Consider the following 13,830-nt stretch of genomic DNA (forward strand, 5'->3'; position numbering starts at 1 on the left):
TATGGCAGAGAACAAAATCAAAACGATCGGCGTTTTGACCAGTGGCGGTGACGCACCTGGAATGAATGCTGCAATCCGTGCTGTTGTCAGAAGAGGATTAAGCAGCGGACTGAACGTAAAGGGAATCTATAAAGGATACAGCGGTCTCTTAAATGAAGAGATCAGAGACATGACAGCAAGAGATGTTTCCGATACGATTGAGCGAGGCGGAACAATTCTTTATACTGCCAGATGTGCAGAGATGAGAACAGAGGAAGGACAGCAGCAGGCTGCAGAGATCTGCAGAAAGCATGGAATCGACGGCCTTGTTGTTATCGGTGGAGACGGTTCCTTCGCAGGTGCTCAGAAACTTGCGAACCTTGGAATCAATACCATTGGCCTGCCGGGAACCATTGACCTTGATATCGCATGTACCGAGTACACCATCGGTTTCGATACAGCTGTAAACACAGCGATGGAAGCCATCGATAAGGTACGTGATACATCCACATCCCATGAGAGATGCAGTATCATCGAGGTTATGGGACGTAACGCCGGATACCTTGCAGTATGGTGCGGTATCGCAAACGGTGCTGAGGATATCCTGATCCCGGAGAAATATGATTACGACGAGCAGAAGCTTATTGACAATATCGTAGAGAGCCGTAAGAAAGGCAAGAAACACCATATCATCGTAAATGCTGAGGGTATCGGCCATTCAGAGGCTATGGCAAAACGTATCGAGGCTGCAACAGGCATCGAGACACGTGCAACTATCCTTGGTCACATGCAGCGTGGTGGAAGCCCTACATGTAAGGACCGTGTATATGCGTCCATGATGGGTGCTCTTGCAGTAGACCTTCTTGTTGCCGGTAAACGCAGCCGTGTTGTTGGATATCGCCACGGTGAGTTCGTTGATTTTGACATCAATGAGGCTCTTGCAATGCAGAAGAATGTAGATTCCTACATGTGGGAGGTTTGCAATTCTCTTTCTCACAACTACAGTAAATAAAAAATATGAACTTGAAAAAAGTTTCAGACGGATTGCATAAACTGAATACGTCACAAATAATTGCCCTCGGCTTTGCGGGGGTGATTTTTGTAGGCGGATTTATTTTGTGGCTGCCGTTCTGCAGTGCACCCGGGCAGGCTGTTACCTTCCCGGATGCTGTTTTTACAGCGGCAACCAGCGTATGTGTGACGGGACTTTCCACAGTTGTTATGGCAGTCCAGTGGAGCCCCATTGGAAAAGCGGTTATCCTGTGCCTGATACAGATCGGCGGGATCGGACTGATCGCACTGGCGAATATGATATTCATCAGCCTCCGGCGGAAAATTTCCCTGAAAAACCGGCGGATCATCAAGGAATCCTATAACCTGGATGAAATGGGTGGAGTCGTGGCTGTAGTCCGCAGTGTGGTGAAATGCGTGTTTCTTGCAGAAGGAATCGGTGCGGTCCTGTATGCGTTTTGCTTTGTACCGGAATTTGGAATAAAAAAAGGTCTGGTGCATGCCATATTTCTGGCGGTATCTGCATTCTGCAACGCAGGGATCGATCTTTTCGGGGAAACAAGCCTTTCGGTATATGTGAGCAATCCGCTGGTCAATATCACTACGATTGGCCTGATCATTGTGTCAGGTCTTGGATTTATCGTCTGGTGGGATCTGTGGGATAAATTCCGCAAGGTTCTGAGAAAAGAGCTCTCCCCATCCAGAGTTTTTCGTGTACTGCGGCTTCAGAGCAAGCTGGTCCTTACGATGACCGGGATCCTGGTATTTTCAGGAGCATTTCTGGTATTTATCTTTGAATCCGGAAACCCTTCCACGCTAAAGGGGGCACCACTGGGAACAAAGCTCATGGCATCCTTTTTCCAGTCAGTGACAACACGTACGGCGGGATTTTATACCATGGATCAGTCGCTTTTGTCCACACCTACCGTGATCATCTCACTACTGTGGATGTTTATCGGAGGATCACCCATGGGCACTGCCGGTGGTGTGAAGACTACTACCATTGCGGTTCTGATCCTTTCTATTGCAGCATATCTTCAGGGAAAAAAGGATGTAGAGGTATACGGCCGCAGGATCCGTGAGAGCTATCTCCGTTCTGCCATGGTTGTTGCAGGAACCAGTGTGTTGATCCTTTTTACCATGACGGTGCTTTTGTCCGCAGTAATGCCGGGAGTGGATCTGGCAGATGTTTTATATGAGATCACTTCTGCGGGGGCTACAGTAGGACTTTCCAGAGGACTGACACCTCAGCTGAATGTGGCAGGCAAGTGGATTGTGATCCTTACCATGTATCTGGGACGTATCGGACCACTGACACTGGGAACTGCAGTTGTGGTGCGTGTGCGTAACAGGCCGGGAAGCACGACTCATCTCGGGGAAGAAGATATCATGATCGGTTAAACAGGAGAATAAAATGAAAAATAAATCTTTTGCTGTGATCGGGCTTGGACAGTTTGGAATGACTCTGGCGGTGACGCTGGCAGAGTCCGACTGTGATGTCCTTGCCATTGACGACAAAGAAGAAAATATCGAAGAGATTTCCGAAAAAGTAACCTACGCGGTGAAAGCAGATGTCCGTGAACCTGGAATCCTGAAAGCACTGGGAGTTCAGAATGTGGATGTGGCCATTATCGCAGTTGCCGAAAATCTGGAAGCCAGCATTTCCGCAACCATGCAGGCCAAGGATCTGGGAGTTCCCTTTGTAGTTGCAAAAAGCATGAATTCTCTTCATGGACGTATTCTTGACAAAATCGGTGCAGATAAAATCATTTATCCGGAACAGGCCATGGGACTCCGTGTTGCCAGAAATCTCCTGTCCGGCGGATATCTGGATGTATTTGAACTTTCGGCGGAATTCAGTATGGCGGAGTTTTCCATTCCGGAGTCATGGGTTGGAAAAAGCCTGATAGATCTGAATGTACGTGAGCGTTTTCACATCAATATCATTGGTATTAAACAGGGCGAAAATGTCACAGTAGATCTGAAACCGTCCGAGCCGCTTCCGGACCGCTGTTCCATAATCGCCATTGGAAAAAATAAGGATCTTAATGCGGAACCGGCGTTTATGAAGTGATTTTTCGAAGATTCCGTAAACAGGATAAGTGCAAGGAGTAAGATAAAAAGTATGATAACCAGCGTATCAAATGCAAAAATAAAAAATGTCATGCAACTGAACCAGAAGGCAAAAGCCAGAAGAGAACAGGGACTTTTTGTGGCAGAAGGCCGGAAGATGTTCCTGGAAGCACCGGAAAACTGGGTTTTTCAGGTGTTTGTCTCTGAGACTTTTTCCCAGGATGGGGAACTGATGGCTCAGGTAGAGAAATATCCTTATGAGATCGTGAAAGATTCCGTATTCCGTCAGATGTGTGATACCAAGACTCCCCAGGGAATCCTTACCGTTCTGAAACTGCCTTCCTGGAGCGAGGAAGAAGTACTGGCAGGAGAAAATCCTCTGGTCATGGTCCTTGAAGATCTTCAGGATCCGGGAAATGCGGGAACCATTCTTAGGACCGGTGAGGGTGCCGGCGTGAGCGGCGTTTTTCTTACAAAAACCTGTGTGGATATCACAAATCCCAAGGTGATCCGTTCTACCATGGGCTCCATTTACAGAATGCCTTTTCTATATGTGGAAGATGTGGTATCATTAGAAAAGAAGCTGAAAGAAAAAGGAATCCGCAGTTTTGCAGCTCATCTGAAAGGTGAGAATTCCTACGATCATGAATCCTATAAAGGTGGTACCGCATTTTTTATCGGAAACGAGGGAAAAGGTCTTACAGACCAGGCTGCGGACGCAGCAGACTGCCTGATACGCATCCCGATGTGCGGAAAAGTAGAATCGCTGAATGCTGCTATGGCATCGGGGATTTTGATGTATGAAGCTGCAAGACAGAGAAGAGAATAAGAGAGGAGGGGTTTTATGACACCTTTGGCCTGGCTTGGAATACTGGCAATTTTACTGGTAATTGAAGCGATCACGGTAGGACTTACCACTGTCTGGTTTGCAGGCGGTGCTCTTGTGGCGTGCATTGTCTCGTGGCTCGGCGGGGGAATTGTTGTACAGCTCCTTTTATTTTTCGGAGTTTCCGTGGTGCTTCTGATCTTTACCAGACCTCTGGCGGTTCGCTACATGAACAAGGGCGTGGAGAAGACCAATGCAGAGAGCCTTCTGGGAAAAAGGGCCGTAGTGATACAGCCAATCAACAACCTGGCTCAGACCGGGCAGGTGCGGATCAATGATATCGAATGGACGGCACGTTCAGCCGACGAATCGGTTGAAATACCGGCCGGTGCAGTAGTTGAGATCAAAGAGATCCGCGGAGTGAAGCTGATCGTAAAAGAAGATAATAAGGAGGGCTAAAATTATGGGTGGAGTTATTGTTTTGCTTGTAGTCATCGTTCTTGTATTGTGGGTACTTGCATCCTGCATTCGCATTGTGCCGCAGGCTTATGCTGTGGTACTGGAACGTCTTGGCGCTTACAAAGCTACCTGGAGCACAGGTATTCATTTCAAGGTTCCGTTCATTGAGCGTGTTGCAAGAAGAGTAAACTTAAAAGAGCAGGTTGTGGATTTTCCACCGCAGCCGGTGATCACGAAAGATAACGTAACCATGCAGATCGATACCGTTGTATTTTTCCAGATCACAGATCCGAAGCTTTATGCATATGGCGTTGAGAATCCGATCATGGCTATCGAGAATCTTTCTGCTACAACACTTCGTAATATCATCGGTGATATGGAACTGGATGAGACACTGACATCCCGTGAAGTCATCAACACCAGGATGAGAGCTTCCCTTGATGAAGCTACAGATCCATGGGGAATCAAGGTGAACCGTGTAGAGCTTAAGAACATCATTCCTCCGGCAGCCATCCAGGATGCCATGGAGAAACAGATGAAAGCCGAGCGTGAGAGACGAGAAGCCATCCTGAAAGCAGAAGGAGAGAAACGTTCTACCATCCTTGTCGCAGAAGGTAAAAAACAGTCCGCGATCCTTGACGCGGAGGCTGAGAAACAGGCAGCGATCCTTCATGCGGAAGCACAGAAAGAGCGTATGATCAAAGAAGCAGAAGGACAGGCACAGGCAGTTCTTAAAGTACAGCAGGCAACTGCGGAGGGACTTCGCATGATCAAAGATGCAGGAGCAGACGAGTCCGTTCTTACCCTGAAGAGCCTGGAAGCACTCACAAAAGTTGCCGACGGCAAAGCAACGAAGATCATTATTCCGTCCGAGATACAGGGCATTGCAGGGCTGGCAACATCCCTGAAGGAAATCATGACAGATAAACCGGCAGAGCAGAAATAAATCTGCAGCCGTGAGGAGGATATATTATGAATCTTAAAGGAAGAAATTTCCTGACACTGAAAGACTTTACACCGGAAGAGATCACTTATATGATCGATCTTGCAGCGGACCTGAAAGCAAAGAAAAAAGCCGGAGAGCTTCATGAGTATTACAGAGGCAAGAACATTGCCCTGATCTTTGAAAAAACAAGTACAAGAACACGCTGTTCCTTCGAAGTAGCTGCTCATGATCTGGGAATGGGTTCCACTTATCTTGATCCGACAGGTTCCCAGATCGGAAAGAAAGAGAGCATCGCAGATACAGCAAGAGTTCTTGGAAGAATGTATGAAGGAATTGAGTACCGCGGATTTGGCCAGGATATTGTTGAGGAGCTTGCAAAACATGCAGGGGTTCCGGTATGGAATGGTCTGACAAACGAGTATCATCCGACACAGATGCTTGCAGATATGCTGACAGTACGTGAGCATTTCGGCAAACTGAAAGGCCTGAAACTTGTATACATGGGTGATGCCCGTTACAACATGGGTAACTCCCTCATGGTTGTATGCTCCAAACTTGGTCTCGATTTCGTAGCCTGCACCAATAAAAAATATTTCCCGAATGATGAACTGGTAGCACAGTGCCAGCAGTGGGCAAAAGAGGCAGGTTCCACCATCACTCTCACAGAGGATGTAGAGGCAGGAACCAAAGATGCAGACATTATCTACACAGATGTATGGGTATCCATGGGCGAGCCTGACGAAGTATGGACAGAGCGTATCCATGACCTGACACCATACAAAGTTACGAAACATGTAATGGAGAACGCCGGTGAGAAGGCAATCTTCCTTCACTGCCTGCCTGCATTCCATGATCTTAAGACAAAGATTGGAAAAGAGATGGGCGAGCGTTTCAACCTTACAGACATGGAGGTTACAGACGAGGTATTCGAGTCTCCGCAGTCCAAGGTATTTGACGAAGCAGAGAACCGTATGCATACCATCAAGGCTGTGATCGTTGCTACATTAGGAGAGCCGGAGAAATAATGGCAGAGTTATTTAATGAAGAAATAATTTCACAGGCAACACATACAAAATGGGCGGGCAAAACCGTCCATTTTGCAAGAGAAATTGATTCCACCAACCTCTGGGGCAAACGTGCCTGGAAGGAAGAAGGAGCGGGACATGGTGAGCTTTTTGTGGCAGAGTATCAGTCCGCAGGCCGTGGACGTTTTACAAGACGGTGGAGTGCACCGCCAGACAGTGCCATCACCATGAGCATTCTTCTCTGCCCGGAATTTTCTCCTCAGAAAGCGCCGATGATGACACTTGTTATGGGACTTTCTGTTGCACAGGCAGTTGCGGATCTTGGTCTTGATGTAGGAATCAAATGGCCTAATGACGTGGTAGTTTCCCGCAAAAAAATCTGTGGGATCCTTACCGAGATGACCATGAAACAGGATAAGATCGGCTGTGCGGTCATTGGCGTCGGGATCAATGTAAATATGGACAGTTTTCCGGAAGAAATGGCGGACAAAGCTACCTCCCTGTATCTGGAAAGCGGACATCTTTTTGACCGGGCAGAGGTAACCGGACTTGTGATGAAGCGTTTTGAGGAAAATTATGAGAAGTTTGTGGAGACAGAAGACTTAAGCGGCCTGAAACCGGATTATGAGAAACTTCTGGCCAATCTGAACCAGCCGGTACGTGTGCTGGATCAGAACGATCCGTACGAGGGAATCGCAAGAGGAATCAACGCCGGCGGGGAACTTCTGGTGGAACGTGCAGACGGCACCATTGAAGAAGTAAATTCTGGAGAAGTTTCTGTGCGAGGACTGTACAGCTATGTGTAAAAATAGAGAAATACAGATCGGATAAAATTTCCGGCAGTAGTTTTTCGGCAATGTTTTATGATGAATTTATGTTATAAATAAAGGAGTATTTATGTATCAGGATAACATTGTGCTCTGCGGAGCAAGCTCATATGAGCAGAAATATTATTTTAACCAGGATTTTGCGTCCCTTCCGGAAGCAGTAAAGCAGGAACTGCAGATCATGTGCGTGCTTTTCACAGAGGATGTAGGCGGGATCCTGACACTGGAATTTGACGAGGACGGAAGCCTGCAGTTTAAGACAGAAGCACTGGAGGCAGATGCCCGTTTTGATGAGATCGGAAGTGCGCTGAAGATCAAGGAACTCCAGCGTGACAAAAGAGAGCTTCTGGAATCTCTGGAAATGTACTACAAAGTATTTTTCCTGGGAGATATCCCGGACGAGGAACTTAAGAAAAAAGCAGATACAGTTGAGGACTGATACATGAAGATGCAGTGGAAGATCGGAAATGTGGAGATCCCGAATCCCTTTGTGCTTGCGCCGATGGCCGGGGTTACAGATCTGGCATTTCGAAGACTTTGCAAGGAGCAGGGAGCAGGACTGATCTGTATGGAGATGGTCAGCGCCAAGGCAATTTCTTTTCACAATAAGAATACAGAGGCACTGATGGAGATCAATCCAGGGGAGCATCCGGTATCCATGCAGCTTTTTGGCAGTGAGCCGGATCTGATGGCAGAGGTGGCAAAAAGTATCGAGGAGCGTCCTTTTGACATTCTCGATATCAATATGGGATGCCCTGTCCCCAAGGTGGTAAACAACGGGGAAGGCTCCGCACTTCTGAAAAATCCTAAACTGATCGAAGAGATCGTACGCAGTGTTTCCGGCGCCATTTCCAAGCCGGTGACTGTGAAAGTGCGTATCGGTTTTGATGATAAAACACCGGTGGATGTGGTGGAAATCGCCAGACGTGTGGAAGATGCCGGGGCAGCAGCCATTGCTGTACATGGAAGAACCCGCCAGCAGTATTATTCCGGACAGGCAGACTGGGATGCCATCCGCAGGGTGAAGGAAGCGGTGACGATTCCCGTGATCGGAAACGGAGATATCATTTCACCGGAAACCGCAGCAGCCATGTTTAAAGAAACCGGCTGTGATGCGGTGATGATCGGCCGTGCAGTACGTGGAAACCCGTGGATCTTCCGGGAGCTGAACCACTATTTTCTTACCGGAGAAAAACTTCCGAAACCAACCGTGGAGGAAGTTTGTGAAATGATCCTGCGTCATGCCAGAAACCAGATCGAAATCAAAGGTGAATATATCGGAATCCGTGAAATGCGGAAACATGTAGCCTGGTATACGGCAGGCATGCGGCACAGTGCCGGAATCCGGAGAGAATCCAACAATATTGCAAGTTATGAAGAACTGAAAAAACTTACAGATATGCTTCTTGAACGATAAAGAGGAAGAAACCGCCAGGGCTATTGACAAGGAACAGAACGCGTGCTACAGTCAGTGGGTCGGTCAGAAAACATAAGAGCTTTACAGGAGAAAAAAAGTACAGATGCCAGATAAAATAGCAGTTTTGATACCTTGCTATAACGAAAGTAAGACTGTAGCCAAGGTTATCCGTGATATGCGAAAAGCACTTCCGGAGTCTGTGATTTACGTATATGATAACAATTCCACAGATGGTACAGACGAGATTGCGAGGAAAGAAGGGGCTGTTGTCCGTTATGAATATCAGCAGGGAAAGGGCAACGTAATCCGCAGTATGTTTCGTGATATTGATGCACAGTGCTATCTGATGGTTGACGGGGACGACACCTATCCGGCGGAATTTGCGGCACAGATGTGTGAGAAAGTTCTGAAAAACGGAACAGACATGGTTGTCGGAGATCGCCTGTCCTCTACATATTTTACAGAGAACAAACGTCCTTTCCATAATTTCGGAAACAGCATTGTCCGTGGTTCTATCAACCGCCTTTTCAAAAGTGATATCAAGGACATTATGACCGGATACCGGGCAATGAGTTACCGCTTTGTAAAAACATTTCCGGTCCTTTCCAGAAATTTTGAGATTGAGACAGAAATGACGATTCATGCCATTGACAAGAACATGCAGGTAGAGAATGTGATCATTGAATACCGCGACCGTCCGGAGGGAAGCGAATCCAAACTGAATACCTACGCAGATGGATTTAAAGTGCTGAAGACGATCATGAGAATGTTTAAAAATTATAAGCCGTTGGAATTCTTTTCTATTATAGCAGCGGTGCTGTTTGTAGTCGGGATGGCATTTTTTATTCCGGTACTGATTCACTTTCTGGAAGTGGGAACTGTGAACAAACTGCCTACACTGATCGTAAGTGGATTTGTGATCATGACAGCGATTATCTGCTGGTTTTCCGGAATTATCCTGTCTACACTGGTCAATCAGCACAAGCAGGATTTTGAGTTCCAGACACAGATGGTAACCAACCGGTATAAAGACCTTTTCCCGGAAGAAAAATAAGAAACAGAAATAAGAAAAAATGCTGCGAAAAAACCGTGTGGAAATTTAAATTTTCCTGCGGTTTTTTCTACATTTTCAGGGCCCTTTTTTCGACGTGGAATGCTTGACAATACAGGGGCTTTTCGGTATAATACAGGAATTGTGAATATCCTGAGGTTTTTACGCCCTTTTTTAGGAAAAAGAGCTCTTGGGAATGGTAGCAACAGAAATATCCGAGGCTGTATTTTTTCAGAAAAAAACAGCGCGGTTTTGAAAGGAAGTAAGGCAAAATGGAAGAAGCAAAGAAGAACTTACTCACATACGCAGGACTTAGAAAACTGGAAGACGAGCTGCACGATCTGAAAGTTGTTAAGAGAAAAGAAGTTGCAGGAAAGATTAAAGAGGCCAGAGAGCAGGGAGACCTTTCTGAGAACGCTGAGTACGATGCAGCAAAAGACGAGCAGAGAGATATCGAGGCACGTATCGAGGAGATCGAGAAGATCCTCAAGAATGCCGAGGTTGTAGTAGAGGACGAAGTTGATCTTGACAGAATCAGCGTAGGCTGCAAGGTTAAGGTTCATGATTATGAGTTTGATGAAGACATGGAGCTGAAGATCGTAGGTTCCACAGAGGCTAACAGCCTTGAGGGTAAGATCTCCAACGAGTCTCCGGTAGGTAAGGCGCTGATCGGCGCTCACACCAACGATATCGTTGAGGTTGAAATGCCGTCCGGAATCATGAAATACAAAGTTCTTGAGATCCAGAGAAACGTATAAAACAGGTAACGGAGCGGATCGCACATATCCGCTGAACGATAGATAGATTAAGGAGGCCAACAAGTGGCAGAGCAGAAGAAGCAGGATGTAAACCAGCTGCTTAAGGTACGTCGTGACAAACTGGCAGACCTTCAGGCAAACGGCAGGGACCCGTTTCAGATCACAAAATTTGATCAGACACATCATTCCCTTGAGGTAAAGAAGCTTTATGAAGCACATGAGGCAGAGCTTCTCAAAGACCGCAAGGAGCTTGACGTAACAGGTCTTGATGAAGAGCAGGCAAAAGAGGCTCAGAAGAAGGATTATGAAGAAAGAAGAAGCATCATGGACGCAAGCCCGATCCACGTAGCGATCGCAGGACGTATGATGTTCAAACGTGTAATGGGAAAAGCTTCTTTCTGCAATATCCAGGACTTACAGGGTAATATTCAGGTTTATGTGGCGAGAGACGCCATTGGAACCGATTCCTATGCAGATTTCAAGAAATCTGATATCGGTGATATTTTTGGTCTGGAAGGATTTGCTTTCAGAACAAGAACAGGTGAGATCTCCATTCATGCAGAGAAGATGACTCTTCTTTCCAAGAGTTTACAGATCCTTCCTGAGAAATTCCACGGGCTGACAGATACAGATACCCGTTATCGTCAGAGATATGTGGATCTTATCATGAACCAGGACAGCAAGAATGTATTCATCAAACGTTCCCAGATCATCAAAGAGATCCGTAACTTCCTTGCAGGACGTGACTTCATGGAAGTTGAGACACCAATGCTGGTTTCCAATGCAGGTGGTGCCGCAGCAAGACCGTTTGAGACACATTATAATGCGCTGAACGAAGATGTTAAGCTTCGTATTTCCCTGGAGCTTTATCTTAAGAGACTGATCGTCGGCGGACTTGAGAGAGTTTACGAGATCGGCCGTGTATTCCGTAACGAGGGTGTTGACACCCGTCACAATCCGGAGTTCACTCTGATGGAGCTTTATCAGGCATATACTGATTATGAAGGAATGATGGAACTGACAGAGTCCATGTTCCGTTACCTTGCAGAGAAAGTCTGCGGTTCCACAAAGATTTCCTACAATGGTATTGAGATCGATCTTGGTAAGCCGTTCGCACGTCTGACCATGAACGATGCCATCAAGAAATATACAGGAATCGATTTTGACGAAGTAGCAGATGATGAGGCAGCAAAGAAACTTGCTGACGAGCATCATATCGAGTATGAGGACCGTCATAAGAAAGGTGATATCATCAACCTCTTCTTCGAGGAGTACTGTGAGAAAGAGCTGATCCAGCCGACATTCATCATGGATCATCCGATCGAGATTTCTCCTCTGACCAAGAAGAAACCTTCTGATCCGAACAAGGTAGAGCGTTTCGAGCTCTTTATCAATACATGGGAAATGTGTAATGCATATTCCGAGCTGAACGACCCGATCGACCAGAGAGAGCGTTTCAAAGCACAGGATGCTCTTGCAGACGCAGGTGATGAGGAAGCCAACCACACAGACGAAGACTTCCTGAACGCACTGGAGATCGGTATGCCGCCAACAGGTGGTATCGGATACGGAATCGACCGTCTCGTTATGCTCCTGACAGACAGCCAGGCAATCAGAGACGTACTTCTGTTCCCGACAATGAAGAGCCTTGACTCTGATAAGAGCGCAGCCAAAGCAGGCGATACTGCAGAGGTAGCAGCAAACGACAACAACGGATTCTTCACACCGAATGAGAAGATCAACTTCTCCAATGTAAAGGTTGAGCCTTTATTTGAAGAAGATGTTGACTTCGATACATTCAGCAAATCTGACTTCCGTGCAGTTAAGGTTAAAGAGTGTGTTGCAGTTCCGAAGAGCAAAAAACTCCTTCAGTTCACACTGGACGACGGAACAGGCACAGACCGTACCATCCTTTCCGGAATCCACGCTTACTATGAGCCAGAAGAACTGGTAGGCAAGACCCTGATCGCGATCACAAACCTGCCACCACGTAAGATGATGGGAATCGAGTCCTGCGGTATGCTGCTTTCCGCAGTAAATAACCTGAAGGATTCTGAGGATGAAGAACTTCATCTGATCATTGTTGATAACCATATCCCGGCTGGTGCGAAACTGTATTAATATGAAATTATAAATAAGAAAAATGAAAGCACTTCTTGGAGATTGATCTGGGAAGTGCTTTTATTGAATCATAAAAGAGGTAGTGTCTATGGAAAAAGACCCGTTTAAAGAGTATTTGCGAGAGTCTGAACCAGATAAAGCGTATAAAGGTTATGCTTGGAGTACAGCAATTGGGCTTCAGGCAGTGGACGGACTTAAACCATCTAAATATTTGGTTGATACTGCCATTCAGAATATTGAAGGCAAAATCACGATGAAAGAAGCACAAAGCCTTATTGATAGCTACTATGAAGAAAGACCAGTACATTTGTCTGATGATGAACGTACCGAGGAAGCAGATAAGGTTTCTTCGCGTATTGCAGAACTTCTGTCCGAAACAGGGTTTTCATTTTCTCCAAATGAATATATCTCTATCCATCGCAAACTTTTCCAGGGAATCTACGAACATGCCGGAAAGTTCAGGGATTATAACATTACAAAGAAAGAATGGGTGCTTGATGGCGCAACTGTTATGTATGGTAGTGCTTCAGAACTGAGAGCAACGCTGGAATATGATTTTTCGCAGGAGAAAGCTTTTAGCTATAAAGGTTTGTCAATGGATGAAATTATCCATCATCTTGCGATATTTATTTCAAGATTATGGCAAATCCATATCTTCGGAGAAGGTAATACAAGAACAACGGCAGTGTTCTTTATTAAATATTTGCGGATGCTTGGATTCTCAGCGACCAATGACATTTTTGCAGAAAATGCGTGGTATTTCAGAAATGCACTTGTCCGTGCAAACTATACGAACTTACAAAAAGGTATTCATGAAACCACAGAATATCTTGAAGTATTTCTCAGAAATCTACTTTTAAATGAAAAAAATGAACTCCATAATCGCAATCTTCATATAAGTGGACTTTGGAATGGAAAAAAAGTGGATATTGGAGAAGAAAAAGTGGACATTCAAGACGTAAAAGTGGACATTGAAAGAGTGCTTTCTGAAAAATGTAACGACTTTTCGGTAAGAACAACTATTCATATCCACAGACTTTTCGAGAAATTTGGTTTTGAAGAAGTATTCGGCAGAAGTGCAGTTATGGAACTTCTTGAATTAAAAAGCTCAGGAGCATCCAAACTTCTTTCAAATCTGGTACAGGCAGATATTATTGAACCAGTATCCGGTCACGGAAAAGGAAAGTACAAATTCAAAAAATAATTAGAAGAAAAAATGTATATATGAGAGGAACTGTCTATGAAACAGGTTTTAGTAAGATAAGCGGGAATCCTCGGTAATTCAATTGCCGAGATGAAAGCGTAAACTGTGCATATCTGCACATTATAAGTAAAAT

Annotated in this window: 14 protein-coding genes; all 14 read left to right on the forward strand. The window is 45.7% G+C overall.

The genetic code is table 11. The features are described 5' to 3' along the window. The first annotated feature begins 1 nt into the window (after position 1). The 14 genes from pfkA (at position 2) to GPK81_RS12640 (ending at position 13,697) form a co-directional block, all read left to right on the forward strand. Positions 2 to 991 carry a 6-phosphofructokinase gene (gene pfkA / locus GPK81_RS12575; protein ID WP_178745482.1) on the forward strand — a complete coding sequence of 330 codons (990 nt, stop codon included), beginning with the start codon at positions 2 to 4 and terminating at the stop codon, positions 989 to 991. An 11-nt stretch (positions 992 to 1,002) separates the two neighbouring features. Further along, entirely contained in the window at positions 1,003 to 2,391 is a 1,389-nt protein-coding gene (locus GPK81_RS12580; protein WP_330384701.1) for a TrkH family potassium uptake protein, read from the forward strand. Positions 2,392 to 2,404: 13 nt separating this feature from the next. Further along, a complete protein-coding gene (locus tag GPK81_RS12585; RefSeq protein WP_021975951.1) occupies positions 2,405 to 3,064 on the forward strand; it encodes a potassium channel family protein in 660 nt (219 codons plus the stop codon). Between the two features lie 51 nt (positions 3,065 to 3,115). Then, on the forward strand, positions 3,116 to 3,892 hold the full coding sequence (locus GPK81_RS12590) for a TrmH family RNA methyltransferase (RefSeq protein ID WP_021975950.1): 777 nt from the start codon (positions 3,116 to 3,118) through the stop codon (positions 3,890 to 3,892). 15 nt (positions 3,893 to 3,907) lie between these two features. Next, on the forward strand, positions 3,908 to 4,348 hold the full coding sequence (locus GPK81_RS12595) for an NfeD family protein (protein ID WP_021975949.1): 441 nt from the start codon (positions 3,908 to 3,910) through the stop codon (positions 4,346 to 4,348). Positions 4,349 to 4,352: 4 nt separating this feature from the next. Next, a complete protein-coding gene (locus GPK81_RS12600) occupies positions 4,353 to 5,294 on the forward strand; it encodes an SPFH domain-containing protein (protein WP_021975948.1) in 942 nt (313 codons plus the stop codon). 26 nt (positions 5,295 to 5,320) lie between these two features. After that, positions 5,321 to 6,319, forward strand: a complete 999-nt coding sequence (argF, locus tag GPK81_RS12605; protein WP_021975947.1) for an ornithine carbamoyltransferase — start codon at positions 5,321 to 5,323, stop codon at positions 6,317 to 6,319. After that, positions 6,319 to 7,125 (forward strand): biotin--[acetyl-CoA-carboxylase] ligase, encoded by an 807-nt coding sequence (locus tag GPK81_RS12610; protein WP_174088429.1) that lies wholly within the window; start codon positions 6,319 to 6,321, stop codon positions 7,123 to 7,125. The genes argF and GPK81_RS12610 overlap by 1 nt, the downstream gene beginning before the upstream one ends. 91 nt (positions 7,126 to 7,216) lie before the next feature. Continuing rightward, positions 7,217 to 7,585 (forward strand): DUF6145 family protein, encoded by a 369-nt coding sequence (locus GPK81_RS12615; RefSeq protein WP_021975945.1) that lies wholly within the window; start codon positions 7,217 to 7,219, stop codon positions 7,583 to 7,585. A 9-nt stretch (positions 7,586 to 7,594) separates the two neighbouring features. Further along, positions 7,595 to 8,563, forward strand: a complete 969-nt coding sequence (dusB, locus tag GPK81_RS12620) for a tRNA dihydrouridine synthase DusB (RefSeq protein WP_334297802.1) — start codon at positions 7,595 to 7,597, stop codon at positions 8,561 to 8,563. Between the two features lie 103 nt (positions 8,564 to 8,666). Then, positions 8,667 to 9,617, forward strand: a complete 951-nt coding sequence (locus tag GPK81_RS12625; protein WP_021975943.1) for a glycosyltransferase family 2 protein — start codon at positions 8,667 to 8,669, stop codon at positions 9,615 to 9,617. A gap of 269 nt (positions 9,618 to 9,886) precedes the next feature. Beyond that, positions 9,887 to 10,372, forward strand: coding sequence for a transcription elongation factor GreA (gene greA, locus GPK81_RS12630; RefSeq protein ID WP_021975942.1), 486 nt, complete (start codon positions 9,887 to 9,889; stop codon positions 10,370 to 10,372). Positions 10,373 to 10,696: 324 nt separating this feature from the next. Then, complete coding sequence (gene lysS, locus GPK81_RS12635) at positions 10,697 to 12,493, forward strand: lysine--tRNA ligase (protein ID WP_252196652.1); 1,797 nt, start codon at positions 10,697 to 10,699, stop codon at positions 12,491 to 12,493. 88 nt (positions 12,494 to 12,581) lie between these two features. Then, positions 12,582 to 13,697: a Fic family protein gene (locus GPK81_RS12640; protein ID WP_174088426.1), complete on the forward strand. Its 1,116-nt coding sequence runs from the start codon at positions 12,582 to 12,584 to the stop codon at positions 13,695 to 13,697. Positions 13,698 to 13,830 lie beyond the last annotated feature (133 nt).

The sequence above is a fragment of the Blautia sp. MCC283 genome (assembly GCF_018785565.1).
Taxonomy (GTDB): domain Bacteria; phylum Bacillota; class Clostridia; order Lachnospirales; family Lachnospiraceae; genus Blautia_A.

Bases quoted from the DNA above. Each gene is read 5' to 3' on its own strand.
- lysS (WP_252196652.1), top strand. From the start codon at position 10,697: ATGGACGCAAGCCCGATCCACGTAGCGATCGCAGGACGTATGATGTTC.
- GPK81_RS12615 (WP_021975945.1), top strand. From the start codon at position 7,217: ATGTATCAGGATAACATTGTGCTCTGCGGAGCAAGCTCATATGAGCAG.
- GPK81_RS12625 (WP_021975943.1), top strand. From the start codon at position 8,667: ATGCCAGATAAAATAGCAGTTTTGATACCTTGCTATAACGAAAGTAAG.
- GPK81_RS12590 (WP_021975950.1), top strand. From the start codon at position 3,116: ATGATAACCAGCGTATCAAATGCAAAAATAAAAAATGTCATGCAACTG.
- GPK81_RS12640 (WP_174088426.1), top strand. From the start codon at position 12,582: ATGGAAAAAGACCCGTTTAAAGAGTATTTGCGAGAGTCTGAACCAGAT.
- argF (WP_021975947.1), top strand. From the start codon at position 5,321: ATGAATCTTAAAGGAAGAAATTTCCTGACACTGAAAGACTTTACACCG.
- GPK81_RS12595 (WP_021975949.1), top strand. From the start codon at position 3,908: ATGACACCTTTGGCCTGGCTTGGAATACTGGCAATTTTACTGGTAATT.
- GPK81_RS12600 (WP_021975948.1), top strand. From the start codon at position 4,353: ATGGGTGGAGTTATTGTTTTGCTTGTAGTCATCGTTCTTGTATTGTGG.
- dusB (WP_334297802.1), top strand. From the start codon at position 7,595: ATGCAGTGGAAGATCGGAAATGTGGAGATCCCGAATCCCTTTGTGCTT.
- pfkA (WP_178745482.1), top strand. From the start codon at position 2: ATGGCAGAGAACAAAATCAAAACGATCGGCGTTTTGACCAGTGGCGGT.
- GPK81_RS12585 (WP_021975951.1), top strand. From the start codon at position 2,405: ATGAAAAATAAATCTTTTGCTGTGATCGGGCTTGGACAGTTTGGAATG.
- greA (WP_021975942.1), top strand. From the start codon at position 9,887: ATGGAAGAAGCAAAGAAGAACTTACTCACATACGCAGGACTTAGAAAA.
- GPK81_RS12610 (WP_174088429.1), top strand. From the start codon at position 6,319: ATGGCAGAGTTATTTAATGAAGAAATAATTTCACAGGCAACACATACA.